Annotated in this window: 16 protein-coding genes and 1 riboswitch; of the genes, 9 read left to right on the forward strand and 7 right to left on the reverse strand. The window is 71.6% G+C overall.

Translation table 11 applies throughout. From position 1 onward, the window contains the following. Positions 1-14 precede the first annotated feature (14 nt). The 3 genes from ACIA73_RS08225 (at position 15) to ACIA73_RS08235 (ending at position 3,197) form a co-directional block, all read left to right on the forward strand. Positions 15-629, forward strand: a complete 615-nt coding sequence (locus ACIA73_RS08225) for a TetR/AcrR family transcriptional regulator (RefSeq protein ID WP_399437529.1) — start codon at positions 15-17, stop codon at positions 627-629. A 352-nt stretch (positions 630-981) separates the two neighbouring features. Continuing rightward, complete coding sequence (locus ACIA73_RS08230; protein WP_399437530.1) at positions 982-1,596, forward strand: DUF4126 domain-containing protein; 615 nt, start codon at positions 982-984, stop codon at positions 1,594-1,596. 65 nt (positions 1,597-1,661) lie between these two features. Further along, positions 1,662-3,197 (forward strand): phytoene desaturase family protein, encoded by a 1,536-nt coding sequence (locus ACIA73_RS08235; RefSeq protein WP_399437531.1) that lies wholly within the window; start codon positions 1,662-1,664, stop codon positions 3,195-3,197. A 49-nt stretch (positions 3,198-3,246) separates the two neighbouring features. Here ACIA73_RS08235 and ACIA73_RS08240 read toward each other — a convergent pair whose 3' ends face one another. The 6 genes from ACIA73_RS08240 to ACIA73_RS08265 all read right to left on the reverse strand — a co-directional run bounded on the left by ACIA73_RS08240 (position 3,247) and on the right by ACIA73_RS08265 (position 8,151). Then, a complete protein-coding gene (locus tag ACIA73_RS08240; RefSeq protein ID WP_399437532.1) occupies positions 3,247-4,098 on the reverse strand; it encodes a hypothetical protein in 852 nt (283 codons plus the stop codon). Between the two features lie 123 nt (positions 4,099-4,221). Next, a complete protein-coding gene (gene metF, locus ACIA73_RS08245) occupies positions 4,222-5,157 on the reverse strand; it encodes a methylenetetrahydrofolate reductase [NAD(P)H] (RefSeq protein ID WP_399437533.1) in 936 nt (311 codons plus the stop codon). Between the two features lie 128 nt (positions 5,158-5,285). Next, on the reverse strand, positions 5,286-5,948 hold the full coding sequence (thiE, locus tag ACIA73_RS08250) for a thiamine phosphate synthase (RefSeq protein WP_399437534.1): 663 nt from the start codon (positions 5,946-5,948) through the stop codon (positions 5,286-5,288). 157 nt (positions 5,949-6,105) lie between these two features. Beyond that, complete coding sequence (locus ACIA73_RS08255; protein ID WP_399437535.1) at positions 6,106-6,471, reverse strand: Rv2175c family DNA-binding protein; 366 nt, start codon at positions 6,469-6,471, stop codon at positions 6,106-6,108. Between the two features lie 70 nt (positions 6,472-6,541). Continuing rightward, a complete protein-coding gene (locus ACIA73_RS08260; protein WP_399438018.1) occupies positions 6,542-7,711 on the reverse strand; it encodes an NAD(P)/FAD-dependent oxidoreductase in 1,170 nt (389 codons plus the stop codon). Between the two features lie 95 nt (positions 7,712-7,806). Next, a complete protein-coding gene (locus tag ACIA73_RS08265) occupies positions 7,807-8,151 on the reverse strand; it encodes a hypothetical protein (RefSeq protein WP_399437536.1) in 345 nt (114 codons plus the stop codon). Positions 8,152-8,247: 96 nt separating this feature from the next. After that, positions 8,248-8,360: riboswitch (TPP riboswitch) on the forward strand. Here ACIA73_RS08265 and thiO point away from each other — a divergent pair. From thiO to ACIA73_RS08295, 6 genes are all read left to right on the forward strand, one after another. Beyond that, a complete protein-coding gene (gene thiO / locus ACIA73_RS08270) occupies positions 8,358-9,539 on the forward strand; it encodes a glycine oxidase ThiO (protein WP_399437537.1) in 1,182 nt (393 codons plus the stop codon). (Overlaps the previous riboswitch by 3 nt.) Continuing rightward, entirely contained in the window at positions 9,536-9,754 is a 219-nt protein-coding gene (gene thiS, locus ACIA73_RS08275) for a sulfur carrier protein ThiS (RefSeq protein ID WP_399437538.1), read from the forward strand. The genes thiO and thiS overlap by 4 nt, the downstream gene beginning before the upstream one ends. Before the next feature lie 6 nt (positions 9,755-9,760). Beyond that, a complete protein-coding gene (locus ACIA73_RS08280; protein ID WP_399437539.1) occupies positions 9,761-10,555 on the forward strand; it encodes a thiazole synthase in 795 nt (264 codons plus the stop codon). A 143-nt stretch (positions 10,556-10,698) separates the two neighbouring features. Next, positions 10,699-12,615 carry a Stk1 family PASTA domain-containing Ser/Thr kinase gene (gene pknB / locus ACIA73_RS08285; protein WP_399437540.1) on the forward strand — a complete coding sequence of 639 codons (1,917 nt, stop codon included), beginning with the start codon at positions 10,699-10,701 and terminating at the stop codon, positions 12,613-12,615. Between the two features lie 98 nt (positions 12,616-12,713). Then, a complete protein-coding gene (locus ACIA73_RS08290) occupies positions 12,714-13,619 on the forward strand; it encodes a deoxyribonuclease IV (protein WP_399437541.1) in 906 nt (301 codons plus the stop codon). Positions 13,620-13,716: 97 nt separating this feature from the next. Then, positions 13,717-14,259: a DUF4396 domain-containing protein gene (locus ACIA73_RS08295; protein ID WP_399437542.1), complete on the forward strand. Its 543-nt coding sequence runs from the start codon at positions 13,717-13,719 to the stop codon at positions 14,257-14,259. A gap of 94 nt (positions 14,260-14,353) precedes the next feature. Here ACIA73_RS08295 and ACIA73_RS08300 read toward each other — a convergent pair whose 3' ends face one another. Continuing rightward, a complete protein-coding gene (locus tag ACIA73_RS08300) occupies positions 14,354-14,986 on the reverse strand; it encodes a sulfite oxidase-like oxidoreductase (RefSeq protein WP_399437543.1) in 633 nt (210 codons plus the stop codon). Positions 14,987-15,083: the final 97 nt, after the last annotated feature.

Consider the following 15,083-nt stretch of genomic DNA (forward strand, 5'->3'; position numbering starts at 1 on the left):
TGAGAATCGACGCCATGGACAGCAGCAGCACGCGTCGCCGCAACACCCGGCAGAAGCTCTACGAGGCGGCCGTGACCCTCATCGCGGAGCAGGGCTTCTCCTCCACCACGGTGGAGGAGATCGCCGAGCGGGCCGGTGTCGCCAAGGGCACCGTCTACTACAACTTCAAGAGCAAGAGCGAGCTCTTCGAGGAGCTGCTGCGGTACGGCGTCGGGCTGCTGACCGCCTCCCTCCAGGAGGCGGCCGACGCCACCAGGGCCTCCGGCGGCACCAAGGTGGAGTCGCTCGACGCGATGATCAGGGCGGGCCTGGAGTTCATCCACCGCTATCCGGCCTTCACCCAGCTGTACGTCGCCGAACTGTGGCGCACCAACCGGGCCTGGCAGTCGACGCTCCTGGTGGTGCGTCAGCAGGCGGTCGCGGTCGTCGAGACGGTCCTCGCGGAGGGCGTCGCCAACGGTGAGCTGAGCGAGGAGATCGACGTCCCGCTGACGGCGGCGGCGCTGGTGGGGATGGTGCTGGTGGCGGCACTGGACTGGCAGGCGTTCCAGAGCGAGCGCTCGCTGGACGACGTCCACGCGGCGCTGTCGCGGCTGCTGCACGGGCGGGTGCGGGGCAGCCTGGCCTGAGGTCACACGGCACGCTGGACGAAAAGCGACGCCGCACGAAAGCCCCGCCACACGAAAGCCACGCCGCACGAAAAACACCGGTCCGGTGAGGCTCGATCCCCCCGAGCCTCGCCGGACCGGTGCGTTTCCCCCGTGTCCCCGTTGTTCCCCGTTGCGTCCGGGGTGCCGCGCCGCTTCCGCCGCCCCGTGTCGGCGGTCTCGGCGCGGTGCCCCTTCCGTGTGCTCCACTCTGTCGTCTTCGCAGGTGGGAGCCCATCCGCACACCTACTCATCTCTGGTACTAGGTACGGATACTCAGGCCTGCGCGTTCAACCTCATCCGTCCGTTTCCAGGACTGGTTACGATCGCGTCCGTGTCCGTACTCCCCCTCGTATTCACCAGCGGCTGGGCCAGCGGGATCAATTCCTATGCGGTGGTCCTGCTCCTCGGCATCTTCGGCGCGACCGGGCTGAGCGACGAAGTGCCGGCCTCGTTGCAGCGCACCGACGTCATGGTGGTCGCCGGGATCCTTTTCCTGATCGAGGCGGTGAACGACAAGATCCCGTATCTGGACTCGCTCTGGGACAGCGTCCACACCGTCGTCCGGCCGCTCGCGGGCGCCGTGGTCGGGGCGCTGCTCGCCGGGCAGAGCGGGTCGCTGCCGGAGCTCGCGGCGGGGGCGGTGGGCGGTTCGACCGCGCTGGTCAGCCATCTGGTCAAGGCCGGGACGCGGATGGCGGTGAACACCTCGCCGGAGCCGTTCAGCAATATCGCGGTGAGCACGGCGGAGGACCTGGGGGTCGCCGGGATCATCACCTTCGCCATGTTCCATCCGGTGGCGGCGGCCGTGATCGCGGCGGTCCTGCTGGTGGCGGGGGTGGTGATACTGCTCTTCCTGGCCAACCGGATCCGCCGGTTCCGGCGGCGCAGGGCGGAACGGCGGGAGCGGAAGCGGCCGGCCGGACAGGGGATGCGGCCGCCGGACTGACGGGCGCGTTCCGCGGGGGCGGCCGGCGGGACGGATTGTCAGTGGTGGCCGATAAAGTCGCAGGCATGGCACGGATTGTGGTGATCGGCGCCGGGCTCGGCGCGATGGCGACCGCCGCCCGGCTGGCCGTTGCGGGCCACCGGGTGACGGTGTACGAGCGGGGGCGGACGTACGGCGGCTCGGCGGGCCGCTTCGAGCGGGACGGCTTCGCCTTCGATACGGGGCCGGGGCTGCTGCACCTCCCCGCCGTCTACCGCGACGTGTTCGTGAAGACCGGCAAGGAACCCCTCGAAGCCTGCGTCGGGATGACCCAGGTGGACCCGGCGGTCCGGCACTTCTTCGCCGACGGCAGCACGGTCTTGCTGCCCAATGCCTCGCGCGGCGGCGTGGTCTCCGCACTGGAGGAGGCGCTGGGGGCCGGACTGGGCGAGCGCTGGGGCGAGTTCATGAACCGGGCGCGGGACACCTGGGACCGCACCCGCCGCCCCCTCCTCGAAGAACCGCTGCGCGCCGACTGGCAGGTGCTCGGCCGCGACCCGTACCCCTCGGTGCGGATCAAGCGGCGGCTGCGCCGGGACCGGCAGGCGGACACGCTGGCCGAGGTGGCCGCCTGGGAGCTGGCCGATCCCCGGCTGGCCGCGCTGCTGGAGAGTCACGCGCTGTCGTACGGGCTGGACCCGCGCGACGCCCCGGCCTCGGCTGCCGTACTGCCCTACCTGGAGCAGACCTTCGGCAGCTGGTACGTCGCCGGGGGCACCCGTGAGCTCGCGCGGGCGCTGTACGAGCGGTGCCTGGCGCGGCGGGTGGAGTTCGTGTTCGGGAGCGAGGTGGCCGCTGTCGTGGAGAAGGACGGCCGGGCGGCAGGCGTGGAACTGGCCGACGGGACCCGCGTCGACGCCGACTCGGTGGTCGCGGCCCTGCCGCCGGAGCGGCTGGCCGCACTGCTGGGCGGGCGGGCGGTGCGCAGGGCCGAGGACGCGCCGGCACAGGGCCCCGAGCCGGTGGTGGTGGCGGGGCGGGTGCAGGTGTTCCTGGCGCTCGACGGGGCGCGGGAGGCGGGGGCCGTGCACCGGAGCGTGGTGCACTCGGCGTACCGCGAGGGTGAACTGCAGGAGGTCTTCGACGAGTTGGGGATGGTGGAGTCGCTCGGCGACGAGATCGCTCCGACGGTGTGGGTGTCGCGGCCGGACGATCCGGCGCTGCGTCCGCAGGGGGAGCACGAGGCGGTGGTGCTGACTGCGGTGGCTCCGGTGCACGAGGGGTACGACTGGGCGGCCATGGCGGGTACGTGGGCGGACCGGATGGCGGCCGCGGCGGCCACCGCGGTGCCGGGGCTCGCCGCGCGGGTGCGGTGGCGCGAGGTCCGTACGCCCTCGGACACCGCGAGGGTGACGGGGTCGGCGGGGGGCGCCGTGGCGGCGCCGGCGCTGGCCGGACGGGACGGACGCTTCCTCGCCCCGTCGAACGTGACGGCGCTGCGCGGGTTGTACGCCGCCGGGGGGTGGGCGCACCCGGGGGGCGGGCCGGCGCATGCGGGGATGTCAGGGGCGCTGGTCGCCGGACTGATCGTCGAAGGGGACGGCTTCCGGGGCTCCCGGTGAGAGGGGAGCGGAAGCCGTCCCCCTCGGGAGGCGGTGCGCGGACGGGGCGTCAGTAGCGGTACTGGCCGCTCGCGCCCGGATCGTACCCGTCCGGGTAACCCGCGGGCTGCTGCGGCGCTTCGCCCAGGGGCTGTTCGCCGTCGCGCTGGTGGGGGACCCAGACGCCGCCGGGCGGGGTTTCGGCCGGGTAGTTGTCGGCGTACTGGCCGGGGTACATCTGCTGCTGGCCACCGTACGAGTCGTACTCGCCGCCGTAGGACTGGGTGCCGATGTACGGGTCGGAGTAGGCGGCGTAACTCTGCTGACCGGTGTCGTACGTGCTGTACGCCCCGGTGTCCTGGAGCTGGTCGCCCTGGCCGTACGCCGGGTAGGCGCCGGAACCGAAGTCGTCGTAGCCGTGCCCCTGGGCCGGGACCGTGGCCGGGTTGTCGTAGATCCCGTACTGGCCGGTCTCGTCCGGCATCGGCTGCGGCGCATAGGACGGGGCGCCCTGCCCCTGCCCCTGCGGGTCGTAGCCCTGCATGCCGTCGAAGCCGGCGGCGGTCTGCTGCCCCTGCTCGCCGTACTCCAGGTCCGAGACCTGGAGCGACGGCTGCTGGACGGCGGCTGCCTCGCCACCACCCCTGCGGCGCTTGCTGGCGCCCGGGCTGCCGCCGATCGCCCAGCCGGTGGAGAAACCGCGGCGGAAGGAGAGCGTGACGTACGTCTGGCCGACGGCGAAGGCGATGGCGCCCGCCCCGATCACCACCACGGACGGCAGCAGCACCCCGACCACGACGACGGCGAAGCCCGCGAAGGCGAGCACCCGCCAGCGCAGCCGCGCCTTGTACTGCAACAGCACTTCACCGAGCAGCCACAGTGCGACCACTCCGAACGCGATGTAGAGGACCGTCCAGCCCATGTACGCCCCTCTCCTGCGGCCGCGGTTCCCCTGGTGGAACCCGACGGCGCGAGTACAGCTGTGTGATGCCAGCCGTGTGATGACAGCTGTGTGACAACCGCTGTGCGATGACTGATTCGGCTGTTACGACTGCGTCGGCAGTGACGTCTGGTCGTGCAGTCCGAGATTCTCGTAGATTTCGAGGGTCGCCGTCGAGTTGTTCAGCGTGATGAAGTGCATTCCCGGTACACCTTCGGCAAGCAGCGTCGCGCAGAACTCGGTGGCGAACTCGATGCCAATGGAGCGTACAGCGGCCGGATCGTCCTTGACCGCGAGGATCCGCTCTTTCACCGCGTCAGGAAAACGCGCGTTGCTGAGCTGCGGAAGGATGGCCAGCTGCTTGACCAGCGTGACAGGCATCACCTCGGGGATGATGGGGGTGTCGCAGCCGGCCGCCTGAACCTTGTCGCGCATCCGCAGATAGCTCTCCGGATCGAAGAACATCTGCGTGATGGCGTAATCGGCACCGGCCCGGCACTTCTCCACGAAGTGGCGGATGTCGGAATCCCAGTTCTCCGAGCGCGGGTGCATCTCGGGGAATGCGGCGACGCCGACACAGAAGTCGCCGGACTCCTTGATGAGCGAGACGAGTTCGGAGGCGTACGTCACACCCTTGGGATGCTTCACCCACTCCCCCATCGGGTCGCCCGGCGGGTCACCGCGCACCGCGAGGATGTTCCGGATTCCGGCATCCGCGTACTGGCCGACCATGTTGCGCAGTTCGGCGATCGAGTGGTCGACCGCGGTGAGGTGCGCGACGGGGGTGAGCGTGGAGTCGGAGGCGATCTTCTGGGTGGCCTTGACCGTGCCTTCGCGGGTCGAACCGCCCGCCCCGTAGGTCACGGAGACGAAGCTGGGAGCCACCGCCTCGACCCGGCGCAGGGCGTTCCAGAGGTTCTGCTCACCCTTCTCGGTCCGGCGGGCCGAGAATTCGAAGGAAATCGACGTCTTTCCGGTCTCCAGCAGCTCACGGACCGTAAGTGCGCGATCTGATCTGGTGGAAGCTGTGCCAAGGGCCATGCTGAGAGGTTAGCCAGCGGGGCGGCGGACCCCCAACCAAGTGAGCGACAAAGGTCCGTAATGCCGGATTCTTGTCCACCCTTCGGACAGTTTTCCAGCCTCGCGCGACCGGTCGCCCACCGGACCCTTCAGCGTCCGTACGACCTGATCCGCCCGGCCAGCGCGGCGGTGGCGGCGGCCGGGTCGGCCGCCTCGGTGATCGCCCGGACCACCACGACCCGGCGGGCGCCCGCCGCGAGCACCTCGTCGAGGTTGCCCGCGTCGATGCCGCCGATGGCGAACCAGGGGCGGTCCTGGCCGAGCGAGGCGGCGTAGCGCACCAGGTCCAGGCCGGGGGCGTACCGGCCGGGCTTGGTGGGGGTGGGCCAGCAGGGGCCGGTGCAGAAGTAGTCGACGCCGGGCTCGGCGACGGCGGCGTCCACCTCGGACTCACCGTGCGTGGAGCGGCCGATCAGGACGTCGTCGGGGGTGGCTCCGAGCAGGGCGCGGGCGGCGGGCACCGGGAGGTCGCCCTGGCCGAGGTGGAGCACGTCGCTGCCGATGGCGTGGGCCACGTCGGCGCGGTCGTTCACGGCCAGCAGCTTGCCGTGCCGTCGGCAGGCGTCGGCGAAGACGGAGAGGTGTTCCAGCTCCTCGCCCGCCTCCATGCCCTTGTCGCGGAGCTGGACGATGTCGACTCCGGAAGAGAGCACCGCGTCGAGGAAACCGGGGAGGTCCCCCTGCGCCTTGCGGGCGTCGGTGCAGAGGTAGAGCCGGGCGTCGGCGAGCTGCTCGCGAGCAGGCGTGGGCATGGTGCGGTGTCCCCCCGTGTCATGAACCGTCGTCGTCTTGCGTGGCGGCGACGTACGTGTCGACGACATGCGTGTCGTCATGGCGGCGGTGGGTACGGGCCCCGGTCGCCCCGGGCCCGTACCTCCGCCGTACTCGTGCTTCCGTGCTGGTGTCGCGTCAGAGGGCGAGCGCCTGGGCGCGTCGCTTCACCTCCGTGCCGCGATTCTCGCTCAGGGCCTGCGCGGGCGTGCCGGGCAGGGTCGGGTCGGCGGTGAAGAGCCACTCCAGCATCTCCGTGTCGGAGAAGCCGTCGTCCTTCAGGACCGTCAGCAGGCCGGGCAGGCCCTTGACGATCTGGTTGCCGTCGATGAAGGAGGCGGGCACCTGGAGCGCACGGTTCTCACCGCGTCGTACGGCGATGAGCTGGCCGTCCTTCACCAGCTGCCGCACCTTCGTCACCTCCAGGTCGAGCATCTCCGCGATGTCGGGGAGGTGGAGCCAGGCGGGGACGAGGGCTTCGATCTTTGCGTCAATCTCGGTCACAGGACAAGCGTGCCATCCAGGACTGACAGCCGGTAATCGGGAGCGGCGGAAAGTACCGCCGCCCAGGCTCTCACGGCCTGCGTACCGCCGACTTCAGCGGTACGCAGGGGTCGGCGGCCGGCCCCGGGTCCAGTACCGCCCCCGCCTCGACCAGCTTGCGCCCCTGCGCCAGGTCGCGCGGGCGACCCACCGCGAGCAGCGCCACCAGCACCCCGTCCCGCAGCCAGCACACCGACCAGGCGGGGCTCGCGGGGTCGCCGCGCCAGACCATGCGGTCGGCGTCCGCGTGATGACCGACGTACTGGACGAAGCGCCCGAACTGCTCGGACCAGAAGTACGGCACCGGGTCGTAGACCAGCGGGGTGCCGCCCAGGATGTTGGCGGCGACCGTGCGGGGGCCCTGGAGGGCGTTGTCCCAGTGGTGGACCAGCAGCCGCCGCCCGTAGCGGCGGGAGGGGAAGGAGGCGCAGTCCCCTACGGCGTACACCTCGGGGACGCTGGTGCGCAGGTACGCGTCCGCGGTGACCGAGCCGTCCGGGCCCAGCTCGATGCCGGAGCCCTCCAGCCAGGCGGTGGCGGGTCTGGCGCCGATGCCGACGACGACCGCGCCTGCCGGGATGCGGCGGCCGCCGGTGAGGACGACGGCGCCCGGTTCGACGGAGGCGACCCGGGCGTGGGTGAGGAGTTCGGCTCCGCCCTCGGCGTACCAGGCGGCCATCGGGGCGGCGATCTGCGCGGGCATCGTCCCGGCGAGCGGCCGGTCGGCGGCCTCCACCACGGTCACCTTGCAGCCGGCCTCGCGGGCGGCGGTGGTGAACTCGGCGCCGATCCAGCCCGCCCCGACCACCACCACCTCGCTCTGCGCGTCCAGCACCGGCCGCAGCCGCTGCGCGTCGTCCAGGGTGCGCAGCAGATGGACGCCGGGGACGCCGACGGTGCCGGGCAGGGTGAGGGGGTCCGCGCCGGTGGCCAGCACCAGGGTGTCGTACGGCAGCGGGCCGGTCAGGGTGTCGATCTCGCGGTCGGCGGGACGTACCCCCGTCACCTCGCAGCCGAGGCGCAGCTCCACGCCGAGCGCCGCGAAGTCGACCTCGAAGGCCGAGCCCTCGGCCTTGCCGAGCAGTACCGCCTTGGACAGCGGCGGCCGGTCGTACGGCTGGTGCGGTTCGGCCCCGATCAGTACCAGGGACCCCGCGAAGCCCTGCTCGCGCAGGGCGACAGCGGTCTGCACCCCGGCCATGCCCGCGCCGACGACGACGATTCGCTTCTGCTCGCTCACCCGACCACCTTACGTATCTGACAGACCGTCAGGGACAGGCCCCCTCGGCCGGGGCCTCACCCGGCGGGCACTTCCTCGACCGTGCTGGTGCCGCTGCCCTCCTGGGACTCCCATGCCCAGCGCTCCTCCAGCCGCACTCGACCGTCCGCGAGGAGCGTGACCGTGGACAGACAATGCCCAGAAGACGTCGTTCCATCCTGCTTCAGCTGTACGTAGCGGAAGTCGAGCCGGTCCCCCGCGCGCGTGCCCACCAGGTGCCCGCGTACGACGTCACCGCCCGTGTACTCGGCCCAGATCCGGCCGTCCTGCTCGTGATAGTGGAACCGGGTACGGGTACCGACCTGCCCCGGCGCCTGGTCGGCGACCGGTGCGAGGACGAGTCCGTCCAGTGAACGAGGCACAGCGACCGCTCCCTCAGAGCCTGTTGAGGCCAACCACTAGGGTGGCGACCGGAAACCATTCCCGGGGGACGCCCCCGAACTCCCAGAACAATAGAAGACCGCACTCACGGGAGCCCGGCCGACCGGGCTGAGAGGGAGGCTGACCAGGCCTCCGACCGTACGAACCTGATCCGGGTCATGCCGGCGAAGGGAGGGGCTGGACGCCCATGCACACATATCCGAGAAAGCCTTACGACGTCCTGGTCGTCGGGGGCGGAATCATCGGCCTCGTCACGGCCTGGCGGGCCGCCGGGCGCGGTCTGCGCACCGCGCTCATCGACCCCGAACCGGGTGGCGGCGCCGCCCGGGTGGCGGCCGGAATGCTCGCCGCCGTCACCGAACTCCACTACGGCGAGCAGACTCTGCTCGGCCTCAACCTGGCCTCCGCCCGCCGCTATCCGGACTTCGTCGCGGAGCTGGAGGAGGCGACCGGCCTGGGCACCGGCTACCGCGCGTGCGGCACGCTGGCCGTCGCCCTGGACGCCGACGACCGCGCCCACCTGCGCGACCTGCACGCCCTGCAACGGCAGTCCGGCCTGGAGTCGGAGTGGCTGAGCGGGCGCGAGTGCCGCCGGCTGGAGCCGATGCTGGCGCCGGGCGTGCGCGGCGGGCTGCGGGTGGACGGCGACCACCAGATCGACCCCCGCCGGCTGGCCGCCGCCCTGCTGACGGCCTGCGAGCGGGCCGGGGTGACCGTGCACCGTACGACCGTCACCGCACTTCGTGTCGTGCGGGACCGGGCGGCCGGCGCACTGCTCGCGGACGGCACCGAGCTGGTCGCCGACCAGGTGGTGCTCGCCGCCGGGAGCCTCAGCGGGCAGCTCGCCGGGGTGCCGGACGAGGTGCTCGTGCCGGTACGTCCGGTGAAGGGGCAGGTGCTGCGGCTGACGGTGCCGCCCGCGTACGCCCCGTTCCTGAGCCGGACGGTTCGGGCGGTGGTGCGCGGCAGCCACGTCTACCTGGTTCCGCGCGAGAACGGCGAACTCGTCGTCGGCGCCACCACCGAGGAGCTCGGCTGGGACACCACGGTCACCGCGGGCGGCGTCTACGAGCTGCTGCGCGACGCCCATGAACTGGTCCCCGGCATCACCGAACTCCCGCTCACCGAGACCCGCGCGGGCCTGCGCCCCGCCTCCCCCGACAACGCCCCGCTGCTGGGCCCCACCGCCCTGCCCGGCCTGCACCTGGCCACCGGGCACTACCGCAACGGGGTGCTGCTGACCCCGATCACCGGGGAGGTGATGGCGGAGGTGCTGACCACGGGTGAACTCATCCACGAGGCGCGGCCGTTCACGCCGCGACGGTTCACTTCCCTGCCTGCCGATGTACGTGAGGAGCAGCCCGCATGAGCCCCGAGACCGTACTGACCGTGTCCGTGAACGGCGAGCGGCGCGAGCTGCCCACCGGCACGACCCTCTCCGCTCTCGTCGCCTCCCTCACCCGCGCCCGGGCGGGCGTGGCGGCGGCACTCAACGAAACCGTGGTCCCGCGCGGGCGGTGGACGGACACCGCCCTGACCGACGGCGACCGCGTCGAAGTACTCACCGCAGTCCAGGGAGGCTGATCCTTGATGGCCGACGACCTTTTCGAACTGGGCGGGGTCCCCTTCTCCTCCCGGCTGATCATGGGAACGGGCGGGGCGCCCAGCCTGGACGTCCTGGAACGCTCCCTGATCGCCTCCGGCACCGAGCTGACAACGGTCGCGATGCGGCGGCTGGACCCTTCCGTGCAGGGGTCCGTCCTCTCCGTTCTTGAGCGGCTCGGGATCCGGGTGCTGCCCAATACGGCGGGCTGCTTCACGTCCGGCGAGGCGGTGCTGACCGCCCGGCTGGCCCGCGAGGCGCTCGGCACCCACTGGGTGAAGCTGGAGGTGATCGCCGACGAGCGGACCCTGCTGCCGGACCCCGTCGAGCTGCTGGACGCGGCGGAGGTGCTGGTCGACGACGGCTTCACGGTCCTGCCCTACACCAACGACGATCCGGTGCTGGCGCGGAAGCTGGAGGACGTGGGGTGTGCGGCGGTGATGCCGCTGGGCTCACCGATCGGGTCGGGTCTCGGCATCCGCAACCCCCACAACTTCGAACTGATCGTGGAGCGGGCGGGGGTGCCGGTGATCCTCGACGCGGGCGCGGGTACGGCGTCGGACGCGACGCTGGCGATGGAGCTGGGCTGCGCGGGTGTGATGCTCGCCTCGGCGGTGACCCGCGCCCAGGAGCCGGTGCTGATGGCGGAGGCCATGCGCCGCGGTGTCGAGGCGGGCCGCCTCGCGTACCGCGCCGGCCGCATCCCCCGCCGGCACTTCGCGCTGGCGTCGTCGCCGGGCGCGGGGGTCGCGGCCTTCGATCCGGAGCGGCCGGCGTTCTGAGCCGGGCGGCCGGGCGCGCAGGGGGGGGAGGGGCGGCGGGGACTGTGGCACCGCCGCCCCTCCCCTGTTACAGCTCGGCTTCAGTCCGGCACCTGGGACCGCACCCCGTCCGCCCCTCCCCCCACCCCTCGTAGACTCCCTTCGTGGATACGACCCTTCAGGACCCCCTCGTCGGGCAGCTGCTCGACAGCCGCTATCGCGTCGAGGCACGGATCGCCGTCGGCGGGATGGCCACGGTCTACCGGGCCGTCGACACCCGCCTCGACCGCGTGCTCGCCCTCAAGGTGATGCACCTGGCGCTCGCCGAGGACGCGTCCTTCGTCGACCGGTTCATCCGGGAGGCGAAGTCCATCGCGCACCTCGCGCACCCGAATGTGGTCGCGGTCTTCGACCAGGGCACCGACGGAAGCTACGTCTACCTCGCGATGGAGTACATCGCGGGCTGCACCCTGCGCGACGTCCTGCGCGAGCGCGGTGCCCTCCAGCCCCGAGCCGCCCTCGACATCCTGGAGCCCGTGCTCGCCGCCCTCGGCGCCGCGCACCGGGCCGGGTTCGTCCACCGCGACATGAAGCCGGAGAACGTCCTGATAGGGGACGACGGCCGGGTGAAGGTCGCCGACTTCGGTCTCGTACGTTCCGTGGACACGGTCACCAGCACCACCGGGTCCGTCCTGGGCACGGTCTCCTATCTGGCGCCCGAACAGATCGAGCACGGCACCACCGACACCCGCGCCGACGTCTACGCCTGCGGCGTGGTCCTCTACGAGATGCTGACCGGCGCCAAGCCGCACTCCGGCGGCACCCCCGCCCAGGTCCTCTACAAGCACCTCAACGAGGACGTCCCGCCGCCCTCAGCCGTGGTACCCGGGCTGGCCCTCGAACTCGACGAGCTGGTGGCCAGTGCCACCACCCGCAATCCGGCGGCCCGCCCGTTCGACGCGGTCGAGCTGCTCGGGCAGGCCAGGGAGGCGCGGGCCGCCCTGAGCGACGAGCAGCTGGACGTCGTACCTCCGCGGGCGAAGCCCGAGACTCCCGCCGGACCGACGGATCCGGAGGAGCGCACCAGCGTGATCCCGCGTGCGCTGCCCACCGCGCAGCACACCAGCAGGCTGCGGATGCCGCTGCCCGACGAGCCCGCGCCGCCCCGTCGGCGGACCGGTCGTCCGGCGCCGTCCCGCCGGCAGCTGCTCACCCTGGTCACCGCCGTACTGCTGCTCCTGGGGGTGGGCACCGGCGTCTGGTACATCAACTCGGGCCAGTTCACCCAGGTCCCGGCACTGCTCAGCCAGACCGAGAGCAACGCGCGCAAGAAGCTGGACGATGCCGGTCTCGACGTGAAGGACGTGGAGCGGAAGTTCAGCGACACCGTCACCCGCGGCACCGTCATGGACAGCGACCCGGCCCCTGGCGACCGCATCCGCAGCAACGGCTCGGTGACGCTGGTCCTCTCGCGCGGCCCGGAGATCGTGAAGGTTCCCGACCTCAAGCGGATGCCGCTGAACAGGGCGCGGAGCACCCTCAAGGACGCGGGTCTCGCGCCGGGGGTCGTCACCAGGGCGTTCAGCGAGGACATTCCGCTGGGCACGGTCATCAGTACGGAGCCGAGCGCCGGCACCGGCCGCGCCCCGGACACCGCGGTCGCGCTCCTGGTCAGCAAGGGGTCCCCGGTGGACGTCCCCGAGGTCACCGGAGAGTCCGTCGAGGACGCCACCCGCACCCTCGAAGACCTCGGCCTCAAGGTCGACGTCGCCCCCGGGCAGATCAACTCCCCTGCCGAGGCGGGCAAGGTGGGCCGCCAGTCGGTGCCCTCCGGCACGCGCCTCGGCGAGGGCGAGCGCGTCACGCTCACCGTCTCCAAGGGCCCCCGGATGGTTCCGGTGCCCGACGTCCTGGGCCGGCACGCCGACGAGGCGACCCGGCTGCTCAAGGCGGCGGGCTTCGAGGTGGAGGTGGAGCGTCCGATCTTCTCCTTCAGCAAGGTGATCGAGAAGCAGTCGGTCCAGGGCGGCGAGCAGGCCGCCGAGGGCAGCAAGATCGTCATCACCACGAAGATCCTCTAGCGGTACGGGGCCATGGCCGGGAGCCGTACCGCGCCGGGGCTGCGAGCCGTACGGGGCCGGGGCCCGGGGCTGCGTGCCGTACGGCATCCTGGACAGCGATGAGCAGCACAGAATTCGCCACCCGGTTCCCGGCCGATTTCCCGGCCTCCCGCAACCCCGTCGGCGGTCACGTCCCCGTCGCCGGAGGGCTCGATTCCGTCGGGCTGACGTACGCCCGCGAGATGGGCGCCGAGGCCGTCCAGGTCTTCGTCGCCAATCCGCGCGGATGGGCGAGCCCGGTCGGAAATCCGGCGCAGGACGAGGCGTTCCGCGCCGCCTGCGCCGCCGAACGCATCCCGGCGTACGTCCACGCCCCGTATCTGATCAACTTCGGTTCGCACACCGAGGCCACCGTCGAGAAGTCCGTGGAGTCCCTGCGCCACTCGCTGCGCCGGGCCCGCGCGATCGGCGCCCTCGGGGTCGTCGTACACACCGGCTCGGCGACCGGCGGACGGCCGCGCTCGGAGGCATACGCGCAGGTCAGGGAGCACATGCTCCCGCTGCTCGACGAGCTGACGCACGACGACGACCCGTACCTCCTGCTGGAGTCGACGGCCGGTCAGGGCTCCTCGCTCTGCTCGCGGACCTGGGACTTCGGCCCGTACTTCGAGGCGCTGGACGCCCATCCCAAGCTGGGCATCTGCCTGGACACCTGCCACATCTTCGCCGCCGGGCACGACCTGGCGGGCCCCGGCGGCATGAAGCAGACCCTCGACCTGCTGGTGGACACCGTCGGCGAGGGCCGCCTCAAGCTGATCCACGCCAACGACTCCAAGGACGTCACCGGCGCCCACAAGGACCGCCACGAGAACATCGGCGCGGGTCACATCGGCAGCGAGCCCTTCCGCGAACTGTTCTCGCACCCGGCGACGGACGGGGTCCCGCTGGTGATCGAGACACCCGGCGGCAAGGAGGGGCACGCGGCGGACGTGGCCCGGCTGAAGGAGCTGCGCGAGGGTCCCTGACCACTGCGGCCCCTCCGCGCCTCCCTTGAGGAATACCCCCAGGGGGTATACGGTTCCTGTCATCGACGGGAACCGCCATCCGAGTGGGGAGCACACCATGAAGCACCACGAGGCGCATGTGCACGAGGGACACGGCGAGCACCGGGGCCACGGGGAGCAGCACGCCGGCCACGCGCACCAGATGCACGGCACCACCGGCGGCAAGGTCTCGTGGCGCACGGCCTCCCAGGCGACCCTCCACTGCCTCACCGGGTGCGCCATCGGCGAGGTGCTCGGCATGGTGATCGGCACCGCGCTCGGCTGGGGCAACGTGCCGACGATGATCCTGGCGATCGTGCTCGCCTTCGTCTTCGGTTACGCGCTGACCCTGCGCGGCATCCTCAAGGCCGGCGTCGACTTCAGGACCGCGTTCAAGGTCGCGCTCGCCGCCGACACGCTGTCGATCGCCGTGATGGAGCTGATCGACAACGGGGTGATCGCCTTCTGGCCGGGCGCGATGGACGCCCACCTCTCGGACGGAATGTTCTGGGGCGTACTCGCGGCGGCCCTCGCCCTCGCGTTCGTGATCACCACACCGGTCAACAAGTGGATGATCGGCCGCGGCAAGGGCCACGCGGTGGTCCACCAGTACCACCACTGATCAGCCGGTACCGCCACTGATCAGCTGGTACCGCCACCGACCGGACGCCACCACCACCGACCGGACCCCCAGGGGGTATCGGGCCGGGCAGGACTCAGAGCTCGGGGCCGTCCCCGGGCTCCTCCTGGTACGAGTAGCGCTGCTCCCGCCAGGGGTCACCGAGGTTGTGGTAGCCGCGCTCCTCCCAGAAGCCGCGGCGGTCCGCCGTCATGTACTCGATGCCGCGGACCCACTTGGGGCCCTTCCAGGCGTACAGATGCGGGACCACCAGACGCAGCGGGAAGCCGTGTTCGGCGGTGAGCAGGTCGTCGCCCTTGTGCGTGGCGAGGATGGTCCGCTCGGAGGTGAAGTCCTCGATGCGGACGTTGGCGCTGTAGCCGTACTCGGCCCAGACCATGACGTGGGTGACGTTCGGGGCGGGCGGGGCCAGTTCGAGGATCGTCCGGGCGGCCACCCCACCCCATTCGGCCCCGACCATGCTGAATTTCGTCACGCAGTGCAGATCGGCGACCACCGTGTCGAAGGGCAGTGCGGAGAAGGCCTCGTGGTTCCAGCAGTGTTTGTCGCCGTCCGCGGTGGCGCCGAAGACCCGGAACTCCCAGCGGTCGGGCTTGAACTTGGGGACGGGCCCGTAGTGGGTGACCGGCCAGCCACGCTGCAGCCGCTGTCCCGGCGGAAGCTCGGAGTGCTCGATTTCGCGGTATTCCCGGCTTTCCGGCTGACCCATGCCTCCCATGGTGACAGACCGCGCGGGGTGGTCATGACCGGGTCTGGGCTGATTCGGGCAACTCCTACTAAGCATGCACTTACTGGACGGCCTCCGA

Source organism: Streptomyces sp. NPDC051561 (genome assembly GCF_044454195.1).
Taxonomy (GTDB): domain Bacteria; phylum Actinomycetota; class Actinomycetes; order Streptomycetales; family Streptomycetaceae; genus Streptomyces.

Coding starts and splice junctions, on each gene's coding strand:
- ACIA73_RS08225 (WP_399437529.1), top strand. CDS start 15: ATGGACAGCAGCAGCACGCGTCGCCGCAACACCCGGCAGAAGCTCTAC.
- ACIA73_RS08235 (WP_399437531.1), top strand. CDS start 1,662: ATGGCACGGATTGTGGTGATCGGCGCCGGGCTCGGCGCGATGGCGACC.
- ACIA73_RS08240 (WP_399437532.1), bottom strand. CDS start 4,098: ATGGGCTGGACGGTCCTCTACATCGCGTTCGGAGTGGTCGCACTGTGG.
- metF (WP_399437533.1), bottom strand. CDS start 5,157: ATGGCCCTTGGCACAGCTTCCACCAGATCAGATCGCGCACTTACGGTC.
- thiE (WP_399437534.1), bottom strand. CDS start 5,948: ATGCCCACGCCTGCTCGCGAGCAGCTCGCCGACGCCCGGCTCTACCTC.
- ACIA73_RS08260 (WP_399438018.1), bottom strand. CDS start 7,711: ATGGCCGGGGTGCAGACCGCTGTCGCCCTGCGCGAGCAGGGCTTCGCG.
- thiO (WP_399437537.1), top strand. CDS start 8,358: ATGCACACATATCCGAGAAAGCCTTACGACGTCCTGGTCGTCGGGGGC.
- thiS (WP_399437538.1), top strand. CDS start 9,536: ATGAGCCCCGAGACCGTACTGACCGTGTCCGTGAACGGCGAGCGGCGC.
- ACIA73_RS08280 (WP_399437539.1), top strand. CDS start 9,761: ATGGCCGACGACCTTTTCGAACTGGGCGGGGTCCCCTTCTCCTCCCGG.
- ACIA73_RS08290 (WP_399437541.1), top strand. CDS start 12,714: ATGAGCAGCACAGAATTCGCCACCCGGTTCCCGGCCGATTTCCCGGCC.
- ACIA73_RS08295 (WP_399437542.1), top strand. CDS start 13,717: ATGAAGCACCACGAGGCGCATGTGCACGAGGGACACGGCGAGCACCGG.
- ACIA73_RS08300 (WP_399437543.1), bottom strand. CDS start 14,986: ATGGGTCAGCCGGAAAGCCGGGAATACCGCGAAATCGAGCACTCCGAG.